This window comes from Paenibacillus sp. BAC0078 (assembly GCF_054483875.1).
In genome coordinates this window covers 186,945-207,897 of the sequence record NZ_JBTLRW010000003.1, presented here as the reverse complement: position 1 = coordinate 207,897, position 20,953 = coordinate 186,945, and the positions used below count along the sequence as shown (strand labels likewise).

At 46.5% G+C, this 20,953-nt stretch carries 33 protein-coding genes and 1 tRNA gene; 24 read left to right on the top strand and 10 right to left on the bottom strand.

Annotation, left to right across the window (positions count from 1 at the left end):
• Nucleotides 1–3: 3 nt before the first annotated feature.
• Together ACX1DY_RS07845 and ACX1DY_RS07840 are read left to right on the top strand one after the other, a co-directional pair.
• Nucleotides 4–783, top strand: a complete 780-nt coding sequence (locus tag ACX1DY_RS07845; protein ID WP_458963637.1) for a 2-phosphosulfolactate phosphatase — start codon at nucleotides 4–6, stop codon at nucleotides 781–783.
• Nucleotides 784–907: 124 nt separating this feature from the next.
• Nucleotides 908–1,081, top strand: coding sequence for a hypothetical protein (locus tag ACX1DY_RS07840; protein ID WP_458963636.1), 174 nt, complete (start codon nucleotides 908–910; stop codon nucleotides 1,079–1,081).
• Between the two features lie 169 nt (nucleotides 1,082–1,250).
• Here the strand turns inward: ACX1DY_RS07840 and ACX1DY_RS07835 are convergent, their stop codons facing one another.
• The 3 genes from ACX1DY_RS07835 to ACX1DY_RS07825 form a co-directional block, all read right to left on the bottom strand.
• Nucleotides 1,251–1,415: a hypothetical protein gene (locus ACX1DY_RS07835; protein WP_458963635.1), complete on the bottom strand. Its 165-nt coding sequence runs from the start codon at nucleotides 1,413–1,415 to the stop codon at nucleotides 1,251–1,253.
• A gap of 84 nt (nucleotides 1,416–1,499) precedes the next feature.
• A complete protein-coding gene (locus tag ACX1DY_RS07830; protein ID WP_458963634.1) occupies nucleotides 1,500–2,042 on the bottom strand; it encodes an ImmA/IrrE family metallo-endopeptidase in 543 nt (180 codons plus the stop codon).
• Between the two features lie 111 nt (nucleotides 2,043–2,153).
• Entirely contained in the window at nucleotides 2,154–2,330 is a 177-nt protein-coding gene (locus ACX1DY_RS07825) for a YjfB family protein (protein ID WP_458963633.1), read from the bottom strand.
• A 253-nt stretch (nucleotides 2,331–2,583) separates the two neighbouring features.
• Here ACX1DY_RS07825 and ACX1DY_RS07820 point away from each other — a divergent pair, with 253 nt between their 5' ends.
• The 3 genes from ACX1DY_RS07820 (at nucleotide 2,584) to ACX1DY_RS07810 (ending at nucleotide 3,570) form a co-directional block, all read left to right on the top strand.
• Nucleotides 2,584–2,739 (top strand): hypothetical protein, encoded by a 156-nt coding sequence (locus ACX1DY_RS07820; protein WP_156830071.1) that lies wholly within the window; start codon nucleotides 2,584–2,586, stop codon nucleotides 2,737–2,739.
• A 374-nt stretch (nucleotides 2,740–3,113) separates the two neighbouring features.
• Entirely contained in the window at nucleotides 3,114–3,311 is a 198-nt protein-coding gene (locus ACX1DY_RS07815; RefSeq protein ID WP_458963915.1) for a hypothetical protein, read from the top strand.
• A 64-nt stretch (nucleotides 3,312–3,375) separates the two neighbouring features.
• Nucleotides 3,376–3,570 (top strand): hypothetical protein, encoded by a 195-nt coding sequence (locus ACX1DY_RS07810; protein WP_458963632.1) that lies wholly within the window; start codon nucleotides 3,376–3,378, stop codon nucleotides 3,568–3,570.
• Nucleotides 3,571–3,631: 61 nt separating this feature from the next.
• Here the strand turns inward: ACX1DY_RS07810 and ACX1DY_RS07805 are convergent, their stop codons facing one another.
• Entirely contained in the window at nucleotides 3,632–4,072 is a 441-nt protein-coding gene (locus tag ACX1DY_RS07805; RefSeq protein ID WP_458963631.1) for a NucA/NucB deoxyribonuclease domain-containing protein, read from the bottom strand.
• Between the two features lie 237 nt (nucleotides 4,073–4,309).
• Between ACX1DY_RS07805 and ACX1DY_RS07800 the strand changes: the two genes are divergently transcribed.
• Nucleotides 4,310–5,785, top strand: a complete 1,476-nt coding sequence (locus ACX1DY_RS07800; protein ID WP_458963630.1) for a glycosyl hydrolase — start codon at nucleotides 4,310–4,312, stop codon at nucleotides 5,783–5,785.
• Between the two features lie 21 nt (nucleotides 5,786–5,806).
• Here ACX1DY_RS07800 and ACX1DY_RS07795 read toward each other — a convergent pair whose 3' ends face one another.
• A complete protein-coding gene (locus ACX1DY_RS07795) occupies nucleotides 5,807–6,319 on the bottom strand; it encodes a zinc ribbon domain-containing protein (RefSeq protein WP_458963629.1) in 513 nt (170 codons plus the stop codon).
• 157 nt (nucleotides 6,320–6,476) lie between these two features.
• Here ACX1DY_RS07795 and ACX1DY_RS07790 point away from each other — a divergent pair, with 157 nt between their 5' ends.
• Both ACX1DY_RS07790 and ACX1DY_RS07785 read left to right on the top strand, forming a co-directional pair.
• Nucleotides 6,477–7,121 carry a hypothetical protein gene (locus tag ACX1DY_RS07790; protein ID WP_458963628.1) on the top strand — a complete coding sequence of 215 codons (645 nt, stop codon included), beginning with the start codon at nucleotides 6,477–6,479 and terminating at the stop codon, nucleotides 7,119–7,121.
• Nucleotides 7,122–7,351: 230 nt separating this feature from the next.
• Complete coding sequence (locus ACX1DY_RS07785; protein ID WP_458963627.1) at nucleotides 7,352–7,657, top strand: YolD-like family protein; 306 nt, start codon at nucleotides 7,352–7,354, stop codon at nucleotides 7,655–7,657.
• 27 nt (nucleotides 7,658–7,684) lie between these two features.
• Here ACX1DY_RS07785 and ACX1DY_RS07780 read toward each other — a convergent pair whose 3' ends face one another.
• Complete coding sequence (locus ACX1DY_RS07780) at nucleotides 7,685–7,849, bottom strand: hypothetical protein (RefSeq protein WP_458963626.1); 165 nt, start codon at nucleotides 7,847–7,849, stop codon at nucleotides 7,685–7,687.
• 110 nt (nucleotides 7,850–7,959) lie between these two features.
• On the opposite strand from ACX1DY_RS07780, the gene ACX1DY_RS07775 reads away from it, so the two are divergent.
• The 4 genes from ACX1DY_RS07775 to ACX1DY_RS07760 all read left to right on the top strand — a co-directional run bounded on the left by ACX1DY_RS07775 (nucleotide 7,960) and on the right by ACX1DY_RS07760 (nucleotide 9,623).
• Nucleotides 7,960–8,142 (top strand): hypothetical protein, encoded by a 183-nt coding sequence (locus ACX1DY_RS07775; protein WP_458963625.1) that lies wholly within the window; start codon nucleotides 7,960–7,962, stop codon nucleotides 8,140–8,142.
• 128 nt (nucleotides 8,143–8,270) lie between these two features.
• Nucleotides 8,271–8,957 (top strand): M15 family metallopeptidase, encoded by a 687-nt coding sequence (locus ACX1DY_RS07770; RefSeq protein WP_458963624.1) that lies wholly within the window; start codon nucleotides 8,271–8,273, stop codon nucleotides 8,955–8,957.
• A 71-nt stretch (nucleotides 8,958–9,028) separates the two neighbouring features.
• Nucleotides 9,029–9,400, top strand: coding sequence for a WGxxGxxG family protein (locus tag ACX1DY_RS07765; protein WP_458963623.1), 372 nt, complete (start codon nucleotides 9,029–9,031; stop codon nucleotides 9,398–9,400).
• Nucleotides 9,401–9,537: 137 nt separating this feature from the next.
• Nucleotides 9,538–9,623 (top strand) — tRNA-Leu (locus ACX1DY_RS07760).
• 63 nt (nucleotides 9,624–9,686) lie between these two features.
• Here ACX1DY_RS07760 and ACX1DY_RS07755 read toward each other — a convergent pair.
• From ACX1DY_RS07755 to ACX1DY_RS07745, 3 genes are all read right to left on the bottom strand, one after another.
• Nucleotides 9,687–10,967, bottom strand: coding sequence for a tyrosine-type recombinase/integrase (locus tag ACX1DY_RS07755; protein WP_458963622.1), 1,281 nt, complete (start codon nucleotides 10,965–10,967; stop codon nucleotides 9,687–9,689).
• A gap of 74 nt (nucleotides 10,968–11,041) precedes the next feature.
• Complete coding sequence (locus ACX1DY_RS07750; RefSeq protein WP_458963621.1) at nucleotides 11,042–11,452, bottom strand: ImmA/IrrE family metallo-endopeptidase; 411 nt, start codon at nucleotides 11,450–11,452, stop codon at nucleotides 11,042–11,044.
• Between the two features lie 9 nt (nucleotides 11,453–11,461).
• The gene (locus ACX1DY_RS07745) at nucleotides 11,462–11,881 is read right to left on the bottom strand and encodes a helix-turn-helix domain-containing protein (protein WP_458963620.1); all 420 of its coding nucleotides are present in this window, start codon (nucleotides 11,879–11,881) and stop codon (nucleotides 11,462–11,464) included.
• A 197-nt stretch (nucleotides 11,882–12,078) separates the two neighbouring features.
• On the opposite strand from ACX1DY_RS07745, the gene ACX1DY_RS07740 reads away from it, so the two are divergent.
• Genes ACX1DY_RS07740 through ACX1DY_RS07725 form a run of 4 tightly spaced genes read left to right on the top strand, consistent with a single transcriptional unit; the run spans nucleotide 12,079 to nucleotide 13,101 of the window.
• Entirely contained in the window at nucleotides 12,079–12,285 is a 207-nt protein-coding gene (locus tag ACX1DY_RS07740; protein ID WP_458963619.1) for a helix-turn-helix domain-containing protein, read from the top strand.
• A 38-nt stretch (nucleotides 12,286–12,323) separates the two neighbouring features.
• Nucleotides 12,324–12,632, top strand: coding sequence for a helix-turn-helix transcriptional regulator (locus ACX1DY_RS07735; RefSeq protein ID WP_458963618.1), 309 nt, complete (start codon nucleotides 12,324–12,326; stop codon nucleotides 12,630–12,632).
• Nucleotides 12,633–12,636: 4 nt separating this feature from the next.
• Nucleotides 12,637–12,843 carry a hypothetical protein gene (locus tag ACX1DY_RS07730; protein ID WP_458963617.1) on the top strand — a complete coding sequence of 69 codons (207 nt, stop codon included), beginning with the start codon at nucleotides 12,637–12,639 and terminating at the stop codon, nucleotides 12,841–12,843.
• An 18-nt stretch (nucleotides 12,844–12,861) separates the two neighbouring features.
• Nucleotides 12,862–13,101: a hypothetical protein gene (locus ACX1DY_RS07725; protein ID WP_458963616.1), complete on the top strand. Its 240-nt coding sequence runs from the start codon at nucleotides 12,862–12,864 to the stop codon at nucleotides 13,099–13,101.
• Here the strand turns inward: ACX1DY_RS07725 and ACX1DY_RS07720 are convergent.
• Entirely contained in the window at nucleotides 13,098–13,427 is a 330-nt protein-coding gene (locus ACX1DY_RS07720) for a hypothetical protein (RefSeq protein WP_458963615.1), read from the bottom strand. The genes ACX1DY_RS07725 and ACX1DY_RS07720 overlap by 4 nt on opposite strands.
• An 87-nt stretch (nucleotides 13,428–13,514) precedes the next feature.
• On the opposite strand from ACX1DY_RS07720, the gene ACX1DY_RS07715 reads away from it, so the two are divergent.
• The 8 genes from ACX1DY_RS07715 to ACX1DY_RS07680 all read left to right on the top strand — a co-directional run bounded on the left by ACX1DY_RS07715 (nucleotide 13,515) and on the right by ACX1DY_RS07680 (nucleotide 20,944).
• On the top strand, nucleotides 13,515–14,648 hold the full coding sequence (locus ACX1DY_RS07715; protein WP_458963614.1) for a ParB N-terminal domain-containing protein: 1,134 nt from the start codon (nucleotides 13,515–13,517) through the stop codon (nucleotides 14,646–14,648).
• Complete coding sequence (locus tag ACX1DY_RS07710; RefSeq protein ID WP_458963613.1) at nucleotides 14,635–15,078, top strand: ORF6C domain-containing protein; 444 nt, start codon at nucleotides 14,635–14,637, stop codon at nucleotides 15,076–15,078. The genes ACX1DY_RS07715 and ACX1DY_RS07710 overlap by 14 nt, the downstream gene beginning before the upstream one ends.
• 151 nt (nucleotides 15,079–15,229) lie before the next feature.
• The gene (locus ACX1DY_RS07705) at nucleotides 15,230–15,604 is read left to right on the top strand and encodes a hypothetical protein (protein ID WP_458963612.1); all 375 of its coding nucleotides are present in this window, start codon (nucleotides 15,230–15,232) and stop codon (nucleotides 15,602–15,604) included.
• A gap of 67 nt (nucleotides 15,605–15,671) precedes the next feature.
• Nucleotides 15,672–16,730 carry a replication protein gene (locus ACX1DY_RS07700; RefSeq protein WP_458963611.1) on the top strand — a complete coding sequence of 353 codons (1,059 nt, stop codon included), beginning with the start codon at nucleotides 15,672–15,674 and terminating at the stop codon, nucleotides 16,728–16,730.
• A complete protein-coding gene (locus ACX1DY_RS07695) occupies nucleotides 16,731–17,699 on the top strand; it encodes an ATP-binding protein (protein WP_458963610.1) in 969 nt (322 codons plus the stop codon).
• Complete coding sequence (gene dnaN / locus ACX1DY_RS07690; protein ID WP_458963609.1) at nucleotides 17,696–18,823, top strand: DNA polymerase III subunit beta; 1,128 nt, start codon at nucleotides 17,696–17,698, stop codon at nucleotides 18,821–18,823. The genes ACX1DY_RS07695 and dnaN overlap by 4 nt, the downstream gene beginning before the upstream one ends.
• A gap of 88 nt (nucleotides 18,824–18,911) precedes the next feature.
• Nucleotides 18,912–19,094: a hypothetical protein gene (locus tag ACX1DY_RS07685; RefSeq protein WP_458963608.1), complete on the top strand. Its 183-nt coding sequence runs from the start codon at nucleotides 18,912–18,914 to the stop codon at nucleotides 19,092–19,094.
• Nucleotides 19,095–19,099: 5 nt separating this feature from the next.
• Nucleotides 19,100–20,944 carry a DNA cytosine methyltransferase gene (locus tag ACX1DY_RS07680; RefSeq protein ID WP_458963607.1) on the top strand — a complete coding sequence of 615 codons (1,845 nt, stop codon included), beginning with the start codon at nucleotides 19,100–19,102 and terminating at the stop codon, nucleotides 20,942–20,944.
• Nucleotides 20,945–20,953: the final 9 nt, after the last annotated feature.

Genomic DNA, 20,953 nt, shown 5'->3' with positions numbered 1-20,953 from the left:
GACTTGTTTTTTGACCAGACGAATTATGGGGTTAAGCTGGATTGGGGGGCTACGGGAGCACGTATGGCTTCGCAGCGGGGGGATATTGTAATTATCGTGGATGTACTCAGCTTTTCTTCCACAGTGGTGACTGCGACCCAGCATCAAGCTAGAATATTTCCGTTCCCGCCGCCGATTAATGAGGAAGCCAAGGCTTTTGCCAAAGCTAAACATGCGGAGATCGTATGGGGAAGAGCGGAGGCGGTCAGAGAGGGTGGGCATTCCCTGTCACCTTTATCCTTTGGAGCGGCAGACCAGGCTCGTAATTTTGTACTATGTTCGGTAAATGGGGCGCTCTGCACATCCGTAGCTTCTCAGGTTCCTGCCCTTCTGATAGGCTGCCTGCTGAATGCCTCAGCTGTAGCCCGGATTGCTAATCAGTTCAGCCAGGAGCAGAACAAAGACATTACCGTGATCGCCTGCGGGGAGAAATGGACCGATGTCAACCTGCAGGAAAATAATCTGCGGCCCAGTATTGAAGATTATTTAGCGGCAGGTATGATTCTTTCACAGCTGCATGGAAGCAAGTCGCCCGAGGCGGAGGTCTGTATTGGAGCGTATGAATACTCGAAACCTAACCTGCAAGAGCTAATCTGGGAGTCTGCCAGTGGGCGTGAGCTTCGTGAGCGAGGGTATGAACAGGATGTAAGGTATTGCTGTCAAATGGACACAAGCAACACAGTGCCTCATCTGCAAGAGCAATGCTTTGTAGATGCTTCCAGTTTACGTAAATCGGCCTTTTGATTATTCACCTCAATCTGGATGGGCCGGGGTTATATTCCTTTATATGAAACTTTTTGGGTTTGTTTGCGTATTTCAGGAATAGCTGTGTAACCGCCGACTCTAGCTTGGGAGAGGAAGATCGCGTATGTCAGAGCAAGATGAGAAAATTCGTGAACTGGAACGCCGTATTGCTACATTAGAGAATTACTCCAAGCCTTCATATCCCGCTAAAAAATGGGTCTGGGCAACGCTAGGGATTCTACTGGGATTGTTTCTATTGATGTTTCTGATTGGCGTGATCCAGTTCATAAGTGCATAGTCTTGAAGGAAGATTTAGCTTATCTTCAGCGAAATTTCATGAGAACTTAAGCTAATGGGATTATATTAAATGCATATCCCCTTAAATATACATTTTGACCCTGCCGGATGCCGGCGGGGTCGCTTTTTGTGCTGAAGTAAAATAAAACTGCTCTTCTTATGCAATCATGCTAATCATCTTCAACGGGCTCCTGCAGCAAAATGGAAAAGGTCTGGGTTTCGTGATCCACTTCAATGGTTGCAATGCCAACAAAATCAGGGATTTCGGGGTGTACTGCGTCCACGCTGTAATCCGGGTGGGTCAATAATAGCTGGATAACTTGGCTGGCGTCCATACTGCTCCCCCTTACGGATAAGTTCACCTTAAGCCTAGAACTGCTTATTTCATGACGTGTATGCCTGTATTATTTCCGTGGCGTTTAGCGATTATGTCTGTGGATTAATTTTCTATCTTCATTTCTTTCCATAACGGCAATTAATTGTCCCTGGAACACGCGCCGCTGGATCTGGTCGATGCGCTGCAAAGCCAGCTCGCAAGGAACCTGAAAAGCTGCTGCGAGCGCATTGACAGCATCTTCACGAAGCTCAGGCAGAGTCATGGTGGAGATCATTGAGAAGGGCATTGCCGCATAAAGAATAAAACGCTCGGCTTCATCCTCCTGGTCTTGTTTGAAATGCTCGGGCATTAACGTATGACTCCCGGCGTGGCGCAGCAGGTGGCAGAGCTCATGCAGGAATTCGAGGCGCTGCAGCTCAGCGGGAAGACGGCTGTCGAGGAACATGCTATACATGCCGGCAGAAGCCTCGATACACTTGCTCCTCACATCCAGATAATGAACCCAGATATTCAGGCGTTCAGAGATGTGCTTAATGGATATTTGTGCCGGGTGCCGGATGTCGAGTCGCTCATACAGATCCTCTGTCCACTTCTCCAGTGTGGTCATTTGATAATAGGAGTACATATTATTCACCTCAATATAAGATCATGTGTTCGTATTTATGGGCAAAAGAAAAGCCCAAAGGGCTTAGCGGTTACGAGAACCTGTGTTCTTATATCTCTAATCATAAAGCAATTAAACCTTAATATCAAGTGTTTTTCCTAAGTTTGGATGCGTGCTCTGCCCAAGCATTTGCGTCATATTCTGAGCTTGGACTTCAGCCTGATCTTTGGCGATGCTAAATACCTGCAGCCCGACAGCCTGTTGCAACGATGCCTGGCCTAACGAAACGGATAAAGCGGCGATATCCATCCTGCACCTCCTAAAAGTTTTGTGAGCATAGCCTCCAGAAATCTCTTCGTACAAAACTCGCTTCGGAAGCATTCGCTAAGTTTTGTGAGCCTCTGTCTTACTTAGTGCTGTGAAAGTCTTTCCATAATGTATATCGACAGCACTTCTTCGATTTATTAGGTGAAAGGTATTTCTTTACCGATTGGCCCATACGGCATATTGGCCTTTTACATATTCTGTGCTGTAGTCATTATTACTGAGGAGGAATTCAATAATGGGAGCAGAGTATGGTTGCGGTTGCGGGAATGTCGGTGGAGTGAATCAAGGTCCTCCAGTAGCTACGCCTTATGTAAGCCCGTTTACTTCGACAAGCGCGATTCTTGTTTTGTTCATTTTGCTGGTAATTATCACTAGTGCCTGTATTTTCTAATTATGCTGTTAATGAATGCTGCCCTGTCAGGCTTCATGCCGGATGGGGCTATTTCTTTTTTTTGCGGGATGTAGGTCCGATTTGGCGTTTGGTTCGACCTGTGTGCGCGTCAGTTTCAATAATATATAATTCCTTGATTGTTCCTGAAAGTGCGAACCATTCCTTCAAGGCTTCCGCCTCAGACATGGGGCCGTATAGCCTTTTCCCCCGGTAACAGATATAGAACACCCTGGCTCTCCGAATTTGGGATAATATACCACCCCCATTTTACGCCTTCTTAGCGTATTATTGCATAAAGAACATTTGTTCGCATATAATACATACAAATGTTCCTGTTTCATCGAAAGGATGGGGCTAAAGTGAGCACAAAAGAGATGGAAAAGCTGATCGGTCAGGTTATTGAAATCATTTACGAGGACAAGGCCGGCAAGATTACGCAGCGCAGAATAGAGGTGCATGGGCATAAAGGTGGGCTGCTCCGGGCCACTTGTCTAAGCACAGGAGGACCACGGGTTTTTCGGGCGGACAGCATTTTGGCCTGGAAACAGGTCAAGGTGAGCCATGCTGGATGATACGGCGCGCAAGCTGCTGCGGATTATGTGTCATTTCAGCAATCATTACCGGAGGATGCCGAGTTTGACAGAGCTATTGCGGCTTAGCGGGCGGACGAGAGCAGGAGTAATAGCTGGCTGCCGGGAGCTGGTTCGGGAGGAGTACATCCAGTGGCTGCCAACGTTGCCTGTGGAGACTGCTGTAATACTGCTTGCCTGGGAAAAACACGAGCCACAGCCACATCTCTCCGGTAACAGCGGCGGTCATTGGAGAGATTAGTTGAGTCCCCGGACGTGCGGACAAATTAAATTCACTCCGGGGCCGGACTTGGTCTTGTAGCCTATTTGAACATGAACTCTACCCGCGTTCCGTCGGGCAGCTCCTCAAGCTGATTGCCAACCCAGCTTCCTGCGCCGCGGTTATCGCTTGGCGTTATGAATTCAATGTCGGCTCCTGCACCGCCTTCCTCACACATGGCCATCGGCCATTCGTCGCGGTCGTAGCCTTTTTTGGTCGGCACCCCTTTTAGCGATTCCTTGCGGTTCTCCTCGGCCTCTTTCCGGTCGATGGTGCAGACTGCGGATTCTCCGCTGCGGATTGCGTCCTGGATGTGTTTGGCGGTCTCTGGATAGCGGTCGCTTGGAAAGTCAAGCTGAACCACGTCAGAGCTTCCTGTGGACGGCTGCCCGGTAGGTGACGGTCCTTTCTCTTCGAACCAGTAAGTGGCTGCCAAGAGCAGTGCGGCGATGATGAGACTTGGGATAACTTTTTGTGCTTTCACTCTGCTCCTCCTAATTTTTGGTGTAGCCTATGCTTCAGTGAGCGTAGATTTAACCAGTATAGCTCAAAAATAGCCCATTAAGAAGCGCTATGTCAGATAACTGACCATTACATACATAGTCTAAGTAGCGGCTTCTTTTTCGTACTGAATATTTATTACAATTGTATGACTGTTCGCCGTGCTATTGTCCCGAATATCCCCATACTATGAAGAAAATAATTATGGGGTGGTGAGTACATGGAACAGCGCATCCTGCGCGATTTGCTTGACTCCGCATCACGTCTGGTAGGCGATGTGCAGTGGCAGACGGCATTCCGGAATGTGCAGATGGCTCCGGCAGATGCTGCGCTTGCGCCTGCGGCATTGAAGCTGCTGAAGACGTTGTACCGCCTGCAGGGACAAGGCATCATCAGCGGGCAGCATGATTATCTGGAGAGCCCGGATGATTTTAGCGGCCAGTTGAAAACGGTCAGCGGCCAATATGCCGCGCTTCACGGCTATGAACTGGGCGCAATAGAGAATCAGACGGCGGCTCAGATTGACAGCCAACGGCAGGCCGTGGTGGACAGCGCAATCCGCTGGCATAAGGCGGGAGGCATTGTGACGATGAGCTACCATGAGAGTTTACCGGGCACAGCCCCGTTGTGGTCGAACGTCCAGATGAGCCTTAGCGAAGCGGATTTTGCCAAATATATTACACCCGGCACTGCCCAGTATAACGCGCTGATCTCGGACTTGGACAAAGCCGCCGTATATTTGAAAAAACTGAGCGATGCAGGTGTGCCGGTGCTCTGGCGTCCGTATCATGAGATGAACGGCGGCTGGTTCTGGTGGGGCCAAAAAAGCTCGTACAGCCGGCTGTGGAGACTGATGCTCGAGCGGTTCACTGTCTATCACCAGCTGCACAATCTGCTGTGGGTATGGAGTCCCAATGCCAAAAATGAGTGGTGCGATGAGCCGGCAGGCTATTATCCGGGCAGCGGGAGCGTGGATGTGCTGGCGCTGGATATTTATGACGCAGATTTCAAAGCCAGCCACCATAACGGCCTATGGAAGCTCGGGTGCGGGAAGCTGATCGCCATCGGGGAAAATGCAGAGCTTCCAGCTCCGACCGTGCTGGCCAAAACTCAGAATAAATGGTCTTACCAGATGAGCTGGGGCAAGCTGCTGTTTGAGAAGAACAGCAATGCGGTGATCAAAGCATATATGAATGATTCCTTTGTGTTCACCAGAGATGAATATAAGCTAAAGGCGGCGCAGTATGCCTCTTTGCCTGATGCCGCACCCATGCCGGGCCTGTTCGGGCAATATTACAACAATGCTTCGCTTAGCGGCACACCGGCGCTTACACGCACTGACGAAAATATTAACTTCATTTGGAAGCAGGCGGCTCCTGATCCCGCTATCTCCGCAGACTTATTCTCGGTGCGCTGGAGTGGCAGGCTGAGTGCAGCCTATACTGAGGGCTATACGATTTATACCTCTTCGGATGATGGCATCCGGGTATGGATTGATGATGTGCTGGTGATTGACAGCTGGATCAAGCAGAGCGGACAGGAACGGAAGGGCAGTGTGAATCTGATCGCCGGTAAGCTGCATGAGCTGAAGGTGGAGTATTACGAGAACCAGGGGGATGCGCGGGCGGTACTGATGTGGGAAAGCCCCAGCCAGGTCAAAAGCGTAATTCCGGCCGGGGCGTTTTTTCTTCCCTGAAAAGGGAAGTCCAGCATAACGCTAAATCTGCTCGCGGTAGCTGATATTGTTGGCGATTTTCTCATCGCGCACCGCTTTGCGCAGGATGTCCTTCACCGTCTGAGCCTTGCGGATTTTGCGGAAAAGAAGCTGCGGCGACGAAGCGTCATCCGAGAATACTGTCAGTGTTCCAATGCCAAGGATGCGGTCCGGTATGGACTGCTCCACGGAAAAATCATTCACCCGCAGCAGCTCGATTTCCTCGATGTCCTTCCCGATCAGCCCGGACTTAACCATAATCCGCTGGCTGGTGATGGTATACGTAGTTGTATTCAGGCGTACGATGCCTTTGAGACGATCGGAGATGCCCGCCGGCTTACCCTGCCACAGCTCAACTTCAGGGCCGGAGCCAGAGCCGGAGCCAGAGCCGGGGGCTGCTCCTGCCCTAGTAGGGTGTGCCGGGGCTGCGGCAGCATCTCCGGTGTTTGCGCCGCATTCTCCGCAAAATTTGGCGCCTTGCTTGTATTCCGCACCACAGTTTGTGCAATAAGGCATAAGGAATCTTCCTCTCTTATTTCAGGCTGAAATCATTATATCTCTTGTTGAATACGCTTAAACGCAGAAATATGTTTCATTTGAGCTCTTTTTACATAATTTTTATTTGCACTTTGCTTATCCCGCCATTATTCTGTTAAATGGAGGGATATTAATTATGAGAAAAGCTTTACTGGCAGCGTTACTAATGGCGTTTGTGGTTCTCAGCGCCTGCGGCAATAATAGTTCGGCGCCTGCTACCCATGAACAGGTACAGGAGACCGTACAGAACTTCTACAATGAGATGACGAAATTCGATGAAATGGGCAAATCTTCATTGGAGGCGTTCAACACGACCTTAACCTCGTATTCGACAGGAAAAGCGACGGACAAGGAGATGGAGAAGGCTGTAGATGAGTTCCAGGACACAGCTTCCGACCTTGCCGGTGATGTCAAGGATGTGAAGATTTCCAATAATCTGCCCGAGAACATCCAAAAGCTGTTAAGTGATTCGATCATCGCTTTCCAGAGCGCCTATTCGATTAAGGAGAAAGCTTCGAAAAGCGCTGTTTCTCCCGATGTTACCGCAGAAGAGTTCAACGATATGAACAAGCAGGCAGATGTGGCAATGCTGTACGGCATCTCCAAGCTGAACGAAGCGAGAGTCGCGGCGGGGCTGATCGAAGCGGAGAGCAGTACGGACGCACAGACACTGAGCGGTACGGGAACTGTCACGGGAGCCGCCACAGACACTAAGGCGAACAAAGAATCCACAACCAATACCAAGTCCGACACAAGGACTACGGTAACTGACGTGAAGTAAGAATACAATAAGAGTTAGCCATTTTCTATCCTGGTCATGGGACAGGCCGGCAAAAAGGCGCTGCACAGCATAAACTGTGAGCGTCTTTTTGTTGTCTTTTGGAGTGCTGCAGCCCCGGCATAGTCTGCTTGTCCGATTTTTGCTGCCATATATTTAGGATTGCCTAACCATCAGTATTGCGTATATAATACAAACATATGTTCGTTGATGGAATAGAAGGAGGAACGGCAATGGGCAAGAAGCTGGAAGGAAACGGCCAGTGGGTGAGCAGCCGGATGAGTGAGGAACGGGAGAGCCTGCGCCGCATCAAGCCGATACTGGATAAGGAGAAGCTCGAGGAGATTGAGTGTACGCTGGCTTTATCGCTGCGGAGCCATGTCCGGGTAACGGTGGTTCTGTTCGATTCTGCTGAGAATACACTGCAAAGCGGCTTTGTGACTTCCATTCACACCCACTCGCGTGAATTCAAGCTGCAGTGGGCGGAGGAATGGAAATGGATTAACGTGGATGACATTGTCGAGGCTTACATCGTGTGAAGCAGAACGGCTGCGGCAATATAATCATCATTCTCCATAGGAGGTAGTGGTTGTTTTCTCATATGCTATTAAGGTAACCGCCTTATTACCGTTCATCCGGGCAAGTTCTGCTTCGGCCTGGCGGATGATTTCCACTGCGTCCTCCTGATCGCCAAACGCTGCCACTTTGTAGCTGTCGCTGTGAATGTCCATTGGGTCTTCCCACCTTTCGCAATTATATTGGCCTTTTTATGCGGAAATCATCCAGAAATTCGGCAATATGTGGTATGATTTGGATAACGCTGCGAGAGGAGTGGAAGCTTATGATGATAGATCCAAGGCCCCCTCTGGACGGGGCAATGGAAGAAGCCATGAAGCTGAAGCATCAGGAAAAGGAGCAAAAGCTGCTGAACAAGGAGATGCCGCGTTTTTTTAGAGAAGTGGCCGATTTGTTGATTGCGGTTGCGATCATTGGGCTGATCATCTATTCGACCAGATGGTGGTAAACGTCCACCTTATAATATGTAAGCTGCTAAGGCCTCGGAGTGCTCGGGGTCTTTTCTTTTGGCAAATAAGGGAACAGCGTACAAGCAATTGGGGAAGCAAGGCATTAACTATACCAGGAGGTGATGAGATGCTGACTTTAGATCAGGTGACACAAAAATCGGCAACCCGGCTCGTCGGTCTTCATCCTGTCCTGCTGGCGGCCGCGAATGTCTTGATTGAGCGAAGCTACGCCAGGGGGATTCCAATCGTCATTACCGCAGGTATGCGGAGCTTTGCCGAACAGAATGCGCTGTACGCACAGGGAAGAACGAAGAAGGGCGATATTGTAACTAACGCGCGGGGAGGCAGCAGCTACCATAATTACGGCCTGGCGATTGATTTTGCGCTGCTGCTGCCGGACGGCCAAAGCGTCTCCTGGGATATGAAAAGGGACGGGGACGGCGATAAGCTGGCAGATTGGCAGGAGGTGGTGCAGGAAGCGAAAAAGCTGGGGCTCGAATGGGGCGGCGACTGGACTTCTTTTCAGGATTATTCGCATTTGCAGATGGCTTTTGGACTGACCACCGCCCAGTTAAAAGCAGGCCAGCGTCCAAGCGCTGAGCAGGTGAAGATGGCCATGAGCCGGATCAACGGAGGTGACGATCAAGTGAATAAGGATGTGGAAATTACGGTCAACCTGAACGGGGCGAAGCTCACAGTTGGGGTACTGGATAATGGAACCACCTATGTCCCGGTACGGGCATTGGCAGAAGCGCTTGGCGCCAAGGTGGCTTATGATCCTGTGAGCAAGACGGTGAATGTGGTGACTCAATAAATTTGTCTGCATAGTAAATGCACCGCAGGGGAAAATTATCAGCGAAAAATACAAAAAGGAGGCATACCATCTTGAACAAGCTGATCACCAGCCTTACCTGCGGTACAATACTGTCCATGAGTCTGCTCGGAGTAGGAAATGCATCAACGGTTACCGGAGACGGTACCCATATGATGAACCAGCAAGGCAATACCATGATGAATCAGACCACAGGAACCATGCACAGAAATGAAACCATCGTGCAGGACAGAGTCCGCTATGGAGATAACACCACCGTCTCTCCACTGTCCAACACTACGCCTACCGGAAGATACCGCACAACCAGCACGACCGTCCCTACAACTACAACGAGAACCGGCTCTAACTGGGGCTGGCTCGGTCTGATCGGCCTACTCGGCCTGGCCGGCATGAGAAGCAGAAGCGGCGAACGCGACCGCCAATAGGAGGCCCGCAAACGGCCCAATCAGCACCAGCTGATCGGGCCATTTTTTTGTAATCAAAAACATAATGGAAATTTTGATTGCGCATCCACAAGATACATGATATGATATTACTTGTCGCGTTAACTACGCACATACATGCCGGGGTGGCGGAATAGGCAGACGCACAGGACTTAAAATCCTGCGGTAGGTAACTACCGTACGGGTTCGACCCCCGTCCTCGGCATCCATTAAACTAGGAAATCCCTTGATACATAAGGGGTTTTCTTTTTTTATAGTTTGAATTGATTTAAAGGGAATGAGTGCCTTTTTCAGCTTTGGGGACGGATTGGGGACGAACTTTAGGATCAAATACATCGAGGTGTGCCGTTGTTTTGCGACTCAACTTTTTGGTGACATGAGCGTAAGTGTCTGTGGTCACCTGGGATGTCGAGTGTCGCAACCGATGTTGTATCTCTTTAATGGATGCGCCCCGGCCTAGCAAATAGGTTGCATTTGTATGACGCAGCCCGTGTAGGGATACGTTTCGGAATCCGTTCCGCTTACACCATATTGTCCACTGTTGGGATGGTGATGTATGGTAATAGGGTTTTCCCGTTCCTGAATGGAAGACAAAGTTCTGATCCCCGCCTTTCCATTTCCCTTGTGCTTTTGCTTCAAAGCGTAATTTGCGCATGGCTTTAATATGAACCGCTAATTGCTCCATATACCATTGCGGCATATCTACATAATCATCGGACGCATCGTTTTTGGTGTCTGTGATTTCGGCCTGTCCATTCTCGGTAAGCGAGATGTTCTCGTCGATACGCAACCGGTTATTTACAAAGTCGCAATCGTCTTCGTCCAAAGCGATTAACTCTCCACGTCTGAAACCTCCAATTATTGCTCCAAGAAAATAAAGTCTCCAGTGTGTGTCACTTTTGATTAATGTATCAATGACTTCTGTAGCTTCCTCTTCTTCGAAAAAGTTCTTTCTGTCTTTCCGGGCCTTTTTATCTTCCTTGCTGATCTGTGGGCGCTGGATGCCCTCCAATGGATTTTTACTTAAGACCCCCCATTCTACAGCTCGTTTGAATATACTCATAGTCACATCATAAATATATTGAATCGTGCGAGAACTGATGGTGTCTTTACCACCGCGCTTGTCGATCCGCGCACCAGGTTTCCGCAAGTCATTGAATAACGTCACTAATCTCATTGTTGTGATCTCATCGAGTTGCAAATGTCCTATAACCGGCAAAACATGATGATCTATTTTGGAGCAATGAGACAAGTATGTCGTACGCTTCAGTCTTGGTTCGGCGTCCTTAGGCTTCCATTCATTTTCATAAAATCCTTTGAATGTAAGTTTAGAAGGTGCAATGTAACTGCCACTCAATACCTCTTGTTTAAACTTCGCGAGTTCGTCATCCAAATAATCTTTTAGTTTCTTTGTTGTTTTGAGAAGTGCCTTGTCCTCTACAGTAATTGTCTTTCGCGGGCGGTTTCTACTGCCGTCACTATGTAACCCTAAGTCAATAGTTAGTCTCCACGTATTTTCTCCACGTTTTTCAATACTTCCTTTTGCCACTTCATTCCCTCCATTTCGAACTGGTGTTCTGTTTTTTTATATGGTAAACAGCCTTGCGGCTGGAAAACGCAAAGTTACATTTTTAAATTATGCAGTTGTTTAGGCACGCCACAGCGTAATAAGTAAGCCTCTTCGGTTTCTTCTAGTTCACGCTCTGTTGAGTGGGTTAAGAGTTTCACAGCGAATATATTGGCCTGTCGTTCATATTTTCCCATGTTAAAGAAAGTATGTTCATCAATCCAGAATTGACTAAATCCTGAATGGAGTCGATCATGTCCGAGTTCATGGGCACACACTACACGTTGCCATTCCTCGGACAGGCCATTATGAATTACAATAAATCTCCTTCGCAACCTTCTGTAGTAAAACCCCCTAGTGCCTGTATCAAACTCTGCGTGTCGGATAATTATGTTAAGTCCTTGGGCTATGACAAAAGGATCGTTTGTTTTAAATCTGCGAACGAGCTTGTGAATGATGTCATCCAAAGCGGTCACCTACTCTTCGTCTTTGGGGGCTACCTTTTTCTTACGTCCATAAGTTTCCTTATTTAGTTCTTTAGCTTCCCAAAGCAGCCCAGTCAAAATGTCCATAGCTCTTTGACGATTTTCATCTGTAATTGGTACTCCGTCAAACAAAACGGGCTGATCTTCTTCAAGAATCTTCTTAATGTCTGCTAGATCTTTAGCAGTAGCCCATTCTGGAGCATTGTGAGTAGTGTCTTCATTCTCAGTGAAGTGGTCAAGCGGCTTTTTAAAATAATTGGCAATTATTTTAATCAAGTCGATCTTAGGACTTTTTGTTGTTCCATTCAGAATCTTAGTGAGTGTTGTATAAGGTATGCCTGTGTCTTTAGAGACTCTGTAGGCGGTTAGGTTATTTGAATCCATCAATTCTTTAACTTTATCCGATAGCATTAAAATCACGACCTCCGATAGTATAACCTAAAAACGATATATCCTAATACGGTTATAATAAAACAAAAACAGGAGATATGTCAAGATTAAGAGAGGATATTAGAGAAAACTTATTATATTGTAACCTAAACCGGAGATTAATGAGTTTTACTATAACCTAAAACGGAGATATAGTTTGTTAAGGAGGTGAAAACAACATGGGAATGACAATCGGGAATAACGTTCAAAAGTTCCTTGACGAAAGAGGGTGGACGCCGTACAGGCTGGGAAAGGAAAGCGGTGTTTCAATGACTGTAATATATGGCTTGAAAGAAAAAAAACAGGGGCCAAATGCTGAAACTCTTGTAAAACTTGCAAATGCTCTAAATGTAACAGTTGATGAATTGGTAAGAAAAAAAGAATGACTATAGTATACCATACCTTAACAGGAAGGAAATGTGATATGGATAATTCTTTAGTTACTCTTGAGAATGCAATTCGTTCAATAATATCCGAGCATGTAACTATTGCAGAAAACCGCCTCAGGGCAGAGTTTGCTGGAGTGATAGATAAAACTCTTGACGTAGCAGAGACAGCAGCCCACATAGGGGTTTCCGAAAAACTTATATACCGCATGTGTCAAGAAGGAAGTATTCCACATGAACGTTATGGAACATTTGGTTCCAGAAGGCAAGTAATCAAGTTCCGGCTCTCTGATTTAGAAGCATGGAGAGCTGAACAGCGGGCTGCGAATTACAAGAAGGGAAGTTAAAGCGGTGGAAGAAGATCTACAAACAGCTTATGAAGCTCTATCAAGAGTAGTAGTAGCAGGATTAGCTTCTGGAGATAAAGTCGCTTTGAGAGAAGCTGGGCTTGCAAGGGCTAAGGTGTTGGAGCTTAAGAACATGCTTCAGCAGCGTGAGGCTAAGCCACACAGAGTAACGCTTAACCGTATTGAGAATTATTGTTTGCCAAGTTTGTAGCGAAGGGAGGATAACCCATTGGATTTAATAAATAATCAAACTGGTCAGTTGGGTGAAGGGGAAGTGATCCATATAAAAAGCCCCGTTTCAGTGAACGGAGCGATTAAAACAAAGGATTGTTTTTCTGAGATTGTTACGGAAGTGATTTCTTTGTTGGGCAGCAAAGGGCTAACTTTTGAAACGGCTATGTTTATTCTCGACAAATCAAAAGAAGCTCTTCCCAAGTGTACTTTGCTTCAGCAAGAATATACGCCTTAATTCCGATTCATCGGTACTCCAAAGATTTGAGGCATGGCAATGTGTTCATCGACAGAGTTTTCTACGGATTTTACGGAAGTTGAAAAATAGAAAGTATCTTTGTCATTACCTAGTCCAAGCGTAAAACAATCATTTGAAAGAATGAAATTAACGACTTCAAGTTGAGAATTGATTCTTTCTGGAATGTTTGCTTCATTACTTGCAAGATCATCAACTTCAAAATTAAATTTAAATCCATTCTCGTCAATTGATTTCTTGTAACCTTTTAATACAGTATCGGAATTTAGTTCCAGGCGTGTTCCATCAAGAAAATTAATAATGACCATTTCAAAACTCCTTTCTAGTAAATTGGTGGATATGGACAATTCCCATTTTATCACAGAGAGGAAGAAAAATTAGGAAGGAGAATCAAATTGTTCATTGATATCAGCAAGATCAAAGTAGCAGACCGTATCCGGCAAGATTTTAGTGGCATCGAAGAACTGGCCCAGGACATCGCAGAGAACGGCTTAATCAATCCCATAGTCGTAACTCCAGATTATCAATTAATCGCCGGAGAACGGCGGCTACGGGCTAACAGACACTTGGGAAGAGAACAGGTTGAGGTCAGTATCATGGAGGTGCGCGACTATACGCATCAACTCCAGTTGGAAATCAGCGAGAATGAGCATCGGAAGGATTTCACCTATTCGGAACGGATGGCCTTTGCCAAGAAAGTCGAAGAGTTGGAACGGATAAAAGCGAAAGAGCGCATGTCTTCATCCGAGAAGGAAAGTTTTCCTGGGGAAGGCAAAGGTCAGGTTCGGGATATCGTAGCTGAGAAATCAGGGTTTGGGTCTGGGCGGAATTACGATAAGGCAAAATTCATCGCTGAAAATGCCACTACCGAAATCATTGAGCAACTCGATGCCGGGATGATCAGCACTCACAAGGCATTCGTTGAAACCCGAGAACGCATGGAACTGGCCGAACGGGAGGCGGCGGAGGCAAACGCCAGGGCCGAAGCGGCAGAGGAAGAAAAAGAAATGCTGCGCAAACAGTTCAAGGACTCTATACCCGCCGATCAGTTGGATGAGGCGGTCAGCGCCGCCATAGAGCGACGACAAGAAGAACACGAGGCATTTATTGCTCAAAAGGATAAAGAAGCTCAGGCGGCGCTTAAAGCTCGTGACGCGAAGTGGAAAAAAGAAATTGAAGCCGAATCTCAAAAGGTTATCGACCTCAATGCTGGGTACAAAAGAATTCAGGAAGAGTTGGAGGCTTTAAAACTTCAGCAGCCAGAAGACTTTGATGAACAGCAACGCGCGGCTCAATTAAAGAGATTGCGTTATGAAGCTGACTCAAACACAGTTCAGCTAAGTATCCACGTGAAGCAGTTTCTTCAAAAGGCAGCTGTAACAACTCTTAATCTTGGGTCGGTTGCTTCGGCATCAAACAGTGAAAAGAAGCGTTTTAATGAAAGCCTGGATATGCTCCAAACTTTTATTGATCAAATGCGACCAGCAGTAAACGGCAGAAAGGTGGTTGAGGTAGATGTCATTAGTTAATCAAGGAAACATGTTGGCAATGCTGGAGAATCAATTGAAACAATTAGATGCACAGGGAACGACTAATAGGATGATGCTGGAAGAAATGAAATCAATGCATGAAAACATGACTGAAATGAAACTTGATATGAACGAAAAATTTGAAGGATGTCAAATCATGGTTCAAGAGGTTCGCGACAGCATCACACTTATTGATGCCGAATGTGACCAGATGCAGACAGCGGTCAGAACGAGATCCATCGAGCTCGCAAAACATCGTTTTAAAGACTCAGACCTGAAGTTTAATGAGGTTGTCGGTAAATATCGGCGGAAGATCTGGAGCAAGTTGAAAGAGCATTTCAGTGTTGCGAAATACAGCCATATCCGCCGGATAGATTTTGATGATGCCATAGATTTTGTTAAGAACTTTCAGCCGGAGGATTACATGTGATGTCGGACAAAAGGCTTGAGCAGCGCCGGCAGGCGTGGAAACGGGTCACTGAATTGCGTTCTTTTGTAAGTCGCGGCCTATGCGATGATGAAGTTTCGTCAGAGATAATAGAGTTGGATGCTTTCTTGAGAACGAAGGAAGGGTGAAGAGAATGCAAAGCTTTGACGTTCCTGTAATTTGTCCGGGAGAGCAATTCGAGATGTCTCAGGAGGGTGAAACCTACTTTGATGCAGTGGCAACTCTGCACGACAGTCTGAGTGATGGCACTTTACGCGTGGATTTTGTCAGAATGGATCTAAGCCCAGAGCAAGCATCGGTTATTGATGCACTTGATCGGAAAAGAAGGCTTGAGGTTAAAATTAGATCCTTACGACAGTATATTCTTGTTGTCGGCGATGTTCCAAAGTTGACAGAGCAACCCAGGCAACAATTGAAGGATGAAACTAGGGATTTAGAACGATTGATTGAAGGGATTGAAATAAAAATGACCACGTTGAGGGACGCGGCCATTAAAGCACTTGCATAAATTATCAGTTAAATCGTATCACAGCTTTTTTACTCGGTCAACAGGTTCGGCAGGAGAGGTGAGGTGATTGGCGAACCCGCAGCCAGAAGATGGCTATGTCAAATTAGCCAATGAAATATGGAATGAAATCATTCGCCGTGATTTTTCAAAGCGCCAGAAGGATATTATCCTCTTTATCTGGCGCTTATCATACGGCTGTCGAAAAAAGACAGCGATTATTCCTAAACTCAAGGATTTCGAAATGTGCGGGATAGGTTATCAAAACATTCGCAAAGAATTGGATCATCTATCCAGTAGCAAAGTGATTTCTTGGATGAAAGATTCCAACGTGTTTGCTGTAAATAAAGATTATGAACAATGGCAGATCACTCCAGTTAAGGGGTGGAGCGAAGAAAGATTCAAGGAATTGATAAGCGTGAATCTGGTTGAAAGAAGGATTTTTACTTCTCAAAATGAGAAGCCGAAGAGAGAACAGAATACTGGGAAATTACTATATGCTTCTCAAAATAAGAAGTACCTACTTCTCAAAATGAGAAGTGATAGCTTCTCAAAACGAGAAGTTTCAGGTGTTTCAAACCCTTGCGGCTGTAAGGCGAAACGGGTCTCTAAAGACATTATTAAAAACATTATTAAAAACAGTAGTTGTTGTTTAGGGGAGGACACAGAAATGAATCAAGGACTTCAAGACGAATTCGAACCAGATAGCCAGGATGCCGTTCCTGCCGGGGATGCCGACTCCAACCGGAAAGCTGCTGAATTAGATTATCGGAGACAAGTTGCAGACTTGTATCTCAAGCGCCGCGCAAAAGGAATTGATCTTACTCCCAAGGACGAACTCTTTTTGGATGAGCTCATAACAGATGGAGTGCCGATCTCCATTGCCCTTGAGGGGATAAATCAGGCTTTCGACAAATTCAAGAAGAAGCACAAAAAAGACGAGATAAAGAGCCTTAGTTATTGCGAAGGTATCATCTACGGATTACTGGTAACGCAGGCCGAGGAAAAGGCTGTAGAGCAGGAGCAGCCAGCCGAAGAGGAGCAAGTATCTGACGAACCGGAAATCAGCCAAGATGAATATCTAAAAAAGCTTGAGCAATTAAAAGCCAAGCGTGGAGTTGAGGTGTAGGTGAAAAATTTAGGCGAGGAACTAAAGAGTTTGATACCCAAAGGCTTCGCCGAACGACAAAAGGAAGTGGCGAGGAAGCTGGAAGAACACTCAGAAGTGCGGCGGCTAAAGGAAAATTTTCCTGACCGAACTGAAAACCTGACGCAACCGACAAATTACGGTTCGATCTCGCGTCACATTTCGATCTTTGATAACTGCAAGGCATGTAAAGGTTTATCTGCTTGTCAGAATGACCATAAGGGCCATAGCAGCGTTGTTGAAGAAGATCCCAAGAATGATAAGGGGCTAATTTTCAGGCTCCAGAAATGCCCTTTGCTCGTGGCTCAGGAGAAACGCCAGAAGATCACCGAGAAGATCAAAAGCCATTTCATACCCGAGCACATCCTGAATGCGACTTTTGAAGATATCGAACCGGACTCACACAGAGTAGCAACAATCGTAAAATGCATGGAGTTCTGCGAGAATTTTAAACCCGGAAAAAGCAAACGAGGATTATACCTCTACGGTCAGTTTGGAGTAGGAAAAAGTCGAATAGCCGGGGCGATTGCTCAGGAATTGGCTTCGCGGGGAGTGGATGTTGTAATGGTCTATGTACCTGACTTTATGGCCGAGGCTAAAGATGCCATCAGTTCTAAGACGGAAACGGTTTTATCTAAGTTGGAAGCCCTACAAAACGCAACAGTGCTTATCTTGGACGATATCGGCGCGGAGTCACTGACCATATGGACGAGAGAAGAGATACTCGGTCCCATCCTTCAACGCCGCATGGAGAGTTTGGTTACAATCTATACGTCTAATCTATCCATGAAAGAGTTGAGGCAGCACTTGCTAACCGTCAAGGATGCTAAAACTTTGGAGCCACGTCAAAACGAAAAGAAGGTCGAACGAATACTTGAACGGATTGAACCATCTGTTGAAGTGTTATATGTAGGCGGCAGGAACCGCCGTAGGGAGGGTTTTAACACATGAAGATAGTTGTAGACAGTTCTTTGCTTTCGGAGGCTCTGGCAGACGCAGACAAGGCCGTATCAAGCAAACCTGTTATAGAGATATTGTCCGGCATTCTTATCCAGACCACTGATGAAGGCATAAACGTCACTGGAGCCAGTGAGAGAGCAACAATTCAATCCTATATCCCTGATGATCAAGTTGAAATTATTCGTGCCGGGTCGGTGGTTCTTCCCAAGATTGCCCTTGAGCTCATCGGAAAACTGAGCGGAGAAATTGAAATAGATGTCGATAAATTTTTCGAAATAACGATTCTCAACAAAAATGAGGAGATAGTTATTTCTGGCTTCGATCCAGAGGAATTTCCTAAACCACCGGAAATAAATTGGGGGGAGACTTCTGAGATTTCAGGAAAAGAGTTAAAGGAACTTATCAAGAAAACAGCCTTTTCTGCAGCTACGGAGGTAAATGTTCCTGAAATCACTGGAGTGAATATTACACTAAAGGATGATTCAATTAATTTTATGGCAACTGATCGGAGAAGGGTGGCTTCAATCCAGCGCTCCTTGCAAGTAAGAGACTCTGGCAGTGCCATTGTAGAAGCCCGGGGGCTTGTTGAGTTGGAAAAGATCATCTTGGATAAAGATGAGGTTCAATTCGGTTTTTCGAAACTGCAGTCTGGAGACGTATATGTAGTTTTTGTAAAGACTGAACGCTTCACCTTCTATTCTCGCGTTCTTGAGGGGCGCTACCCTGATGTTGAAAGAATGCTGGCGCAGGTAGTAGGTTTGTCAACCATAAAGGTGAACAAAAAAGAGTTTGCAAAATCGCTTGATCTTATTTTTATCTTAGCCAAAGAAGAAAAAATGAATCAAGTTCGATTGGCAGCAAGTGCAACGGAATTAACCATCAGGGGCAATGGAAAAGGAATGGGGAAGGCAAAACGTGATGTTTACCCACTTTCTCTGGAGGGGGACCCCTTCAGTATTTCCTTGAATGCAAAATACATCATTGATCTTCTTAAAGCAATTGACTCAGACGTTCTATCTATAGAGTACACGGGTAAAATGACATCAGTTATTTTTCAGGGAGACGATTCCGAAGGAAGCAAGTTTGTTGTTCAACCATACCGCACCGAAGCTTAAAAGCTTCGCGCCGTCTCAGAAAAGGTCATAACCACACCTAAATCCTATTATATGCATCGAAATACAGGAAAAGAAAGGTTGAGTAGAAATGAGTAAGAATGTCACCCTTAAGGGCGTTGATATTGAAAGATATCTGGATGAACAAGAAAAGAGCGAGTTGTCCCGAATCATCTGGAAAATAGAGCAGTTGAAGGCTGTTGAAAATGATCCAAACCAACTGCAGGCCGAAGTGATTGATGACGTTCTTTATTTTTCTGCTGGTAAGGAGTGACTACAGTGCTATCAAATCCAATTGAGAACGAAGTAACCATAGCCGTATTATTTGGAGGTATCGGAGGGTTTTCAACCGGATCAAAGCGAGCGTGCATTGAATATGGAGGAAAGTTGTTTAAAACAAAATTACTTTGTTCCATTGATTATGATCCGGTGGCGTGCCTTAACCACGATAAGATCACAGGAGGAAATGAAGCTGTTGTCATGGACCTCTTCACCCGAGAACAATATATTGACTGGCATGGACATGAGCCACCAGAAGAGTGGAGAGAAGCTGAGCCGTGGGATTTATGGTTAGCGTTCGGTTGTCAGGTTCCGTACTACTTGTTTACCAGCCCACCATGTAAAGGATTGAGCGCCTTGCTTCCTAACAAGTCAGCAGAAAGCAAGAAATACCAAGCGCTGAATCGGTTAACTATACGCGGTATTGAATTATCCATCCGAGCTTGTCTTGAATACGGAGGTAAAATACCGGCGTTCATCCACTTAGAGAACGTGCCGCGAATCCTGACAAGAGGTAAAAGTCTGTTAAAGCAGATTAGGAAGCTGCTGGAGAAATACGGATACAAGGTGGACATGAGGGCTAATCACAATCTTGGCGAAGTAGGAGGGCTTGGACAGAACAGACTACGGTTTCAGATTCTCTCACGGGATGAATCTCAAGTCCCTAATTTCGTGTATTTACCAGCCAAGAAGCCGCTGAAAACGATTGGTGATGTCATTTATCCGCTTCCGATGCCAGGGGATACAGTAAATGGTGGTCCTAATAATCGACTCCCCAGGCTGACAAGAGGATCATGGGAAAAGCTAGCGGCTATTCCCATGGGCGGTGACTGGCGGGACCTCAATAAATTTGAGCATTGGAAATACAGACTACAGCACGAACCGCGCCGGGGAGCTTGGGGTGTTAGTGATTGGAATAAACCAAGCGGTACTGTCACGGGAGGTGCTGGCGTTGGCAGAAGCAATGGTGTTCAAGCGGTTGCCGATCCGCGCACTGCAATTAATGGAGGAGCAAAAGCAAACCTCTACCGTATGCAGCACTACGATAATCCTGCCGACTGTATCACAGGAGCTGTGGGACCAAGTAACGGAGCTTCGTGTGTAGCAGACCCTAAACTTACTGAGCGTGAGAGCAGGCACCCAGGAGTATACCGTATGGTAAGGATTGATGAGCCTTCACCTTGCGTAACAGGTACGAGATTTGGCAGTGGGGCTGTTGCGGTTGGTGATTCAATCTCCTTAGGAAAGATGGATGGGAGTTTGGTCGGTGATACGTCCATTAACGAAAGACCAGGAAGATACACGGACCAGTTCCGGATGCAAGATATGGATAATCCTGCTGCTACTATTACAGGAGTTACTGATATTCAAAACGGCGCGCCTTTGGTTTCCGATATTCGCATTGGATGCACACCAAGATCAGGTTCTTATGGAGTGCAAGATTGGAACAAACCCGGGAAAACGGTGACAGGTTCTGGAGACATTCACTCTGGAGCTTCAGCAGTAGCTGACCCGAGATTCCCTGAATACAACGAACGCTGCATCATGATCATAATTGCGCCAGATGGAACGTGGCACAGACCGCTAACCACTTTTGAAAATGCCATGATTCAATCCTTCCCAAGATACTTGCCAGATGGCAGGCCATTTCAACTTGAGGGATGCTCCGATGCTAAAGCCAGAGAATACATTGGCAATGCATATCCCCCAGACGCAGCGGAAGAGGCAGTGAAGGTAATTCTTTTGGCTGCAGCAAAGGCAGAAGCAGGCATTACCTTTGAATTTGCTTGGGACGAGATATGGGTACAGCCAGATCAAACAGAAGAAAAAGTGTTAGTTCATTAATTAAAGGCG

Excerpts from the sequence above, each read along its gene's own strand:
- ACX1DY_RS07840 (WP_458963636.1), top strand. The coding sequence starts at position 908 with ATGTCAGAGCAAGATGAGAAAATTCGTGAACTGGAACGCCGTATTGCT.
- ACX1DY_RS07835 (WP_458963635.1), bottom strand. The coding sequence starts at position 1,415 with ATGGACGCCAGCCAAGTTATCCAGCTATTATTGACCCACCCGGATTAC.
- ACX1DY_RS07830 (WP_458963634.1), bottom strand. The coding sequence starts at position 2,042 with ATGTACTCCTATTATCAAATGACCACACTGGAGAAGTGGACAGAGGAT.
- ACX1DY_RS07825 (WP_458963633.1), bottom strand. The coding sequence starts at position 2,330 with ATGGATATCGCCGCTTTATCCGTTTCGTTAGGCCAGGCATCGTTGCAA.
- ACX1DY_RS07820 (WP_156830071.1), top strand. The coding sequence starts at position 2,584 with ATGGGAGCAGAGTATGGTTGCGGTTGCGGGAATGTCGGTGGAGTGAAT.
- ACX1DY_RS07815 (WP_458963915.1), top strand. The coding sequence starts at position 3,114 with ATGGAAAAGCTGATCGGTCAGGTTATTGAAATCATTTACGAGGACAAG.
- ACX1DY_RS07800 (WP_458963630.1), top strand. The coding sequence starts at position 4,310 with ATGGAACAGCGCATCCTGCGCGATTTGCTTGACTCCGCATCACGTCTG.
- ACX1DY_RS07795 (WP_458963629.1), bottom strand. The coding sequence starts at position 6,319 with ATGCCTTATTGCACAAACTGTGGTGCGGAATACAAGCAAGGCGCCAAA.
- ACX1DY_RS07790 (WP_458963628.1), top strand. The coding sequence starts at position 6,477 with ATGAGAAAAGCTTTACTGGCAGCGTTACTAATGGCGTTTGTGGTTCTC.
- ACX1DY_RS07785 (WP_458963627.1), top strand. The coding sequence starts at position 7,352 with ATGGGCAAGAAGCTGGAAGGAAACGGCCAGTGGGTGAGCAGCCGGATG.
- ACX1DY_RS07780 (WP_458963626.1), bottom strand. The coding sequence starts at position 7,849 with ATGGACATTCACAGCGACAGCTACAAAGTGGCAGCGTTTGGCGATCAG.
- ACX1DY_RS07775 (WP_458963625.1), top strand. The coding sequence starts at position 7,960 with ATGATGATAGATCCAAGGCCCCCTCTGGACGGGGCAATGGAAGAAGCC.
- ACX1DY_RS07770 (WP_458963624.1), top strand. The coding sequence starts at position 8,271 with ATGCTGACTTTAGATCAGGTGACACAAAAATCGGCAACCCGGCTCGTC.
- ACX1DY_RS07745 (WP_458963620.1), bottom strand. The coding sequence starts at position 11,881 with ATGCTATCGGATAAAGTTAAAGAATTGATGGATTCAAATAACCTAACC.
- ACX1DY_RS07740 (WP_458963619.1), top strand. The coding sequence starts at position 12,079 with ATGGGAATGACAATCGGGAATAACGTTCAAAAGTTCCTTGACGAAAGA.
- ACX1DY_RS07735 (WP_458963618.1), top strand. The coding sequence starts at position 12,324 with ATGGATAATTCTTTAGTTACTCTTGAGAATGCAATTCGTTCAATAATA.
- ACX1DY_RS07720 (WP_458963615.1), bottom strand. The coding sequence starts at position 13,427 with ATGGTCATTATTAATTTTCTTGATGGAACACGCCTGGAACTAAATTCC.
- ACX1DY_RS07710 (WP_458963613.1), top strand. The coding sequence starts at position 14,635 with ATGTCATTAGTTAATCAAGGAAACATGTTGGCAATGCTGGAGAATCAA.
- ACX1DY_RS07705 (WP_458963612.1), top strand. The coding sequence starts at position 15,230 with ATGCAAAGCTTTGACGTTCCTGTAATTTGTCCGGGAGAGCAATTCGAG.
- dnaN (WP_458963609.1), top strand. The coding sequence starts at position 17,696 with ATGAAGATAGTTGTAGACAGTTCTTTGCTTTCGGAGGCTCTGGCAGAC.
- ACX1DY_RS07685 (WP_458963608.1), top strand. The coding sequence starts at position 18,912 with ATGAGTAAGAATGTCACCCTTAAGGGCGTTGATATTGAAAGATATCTG.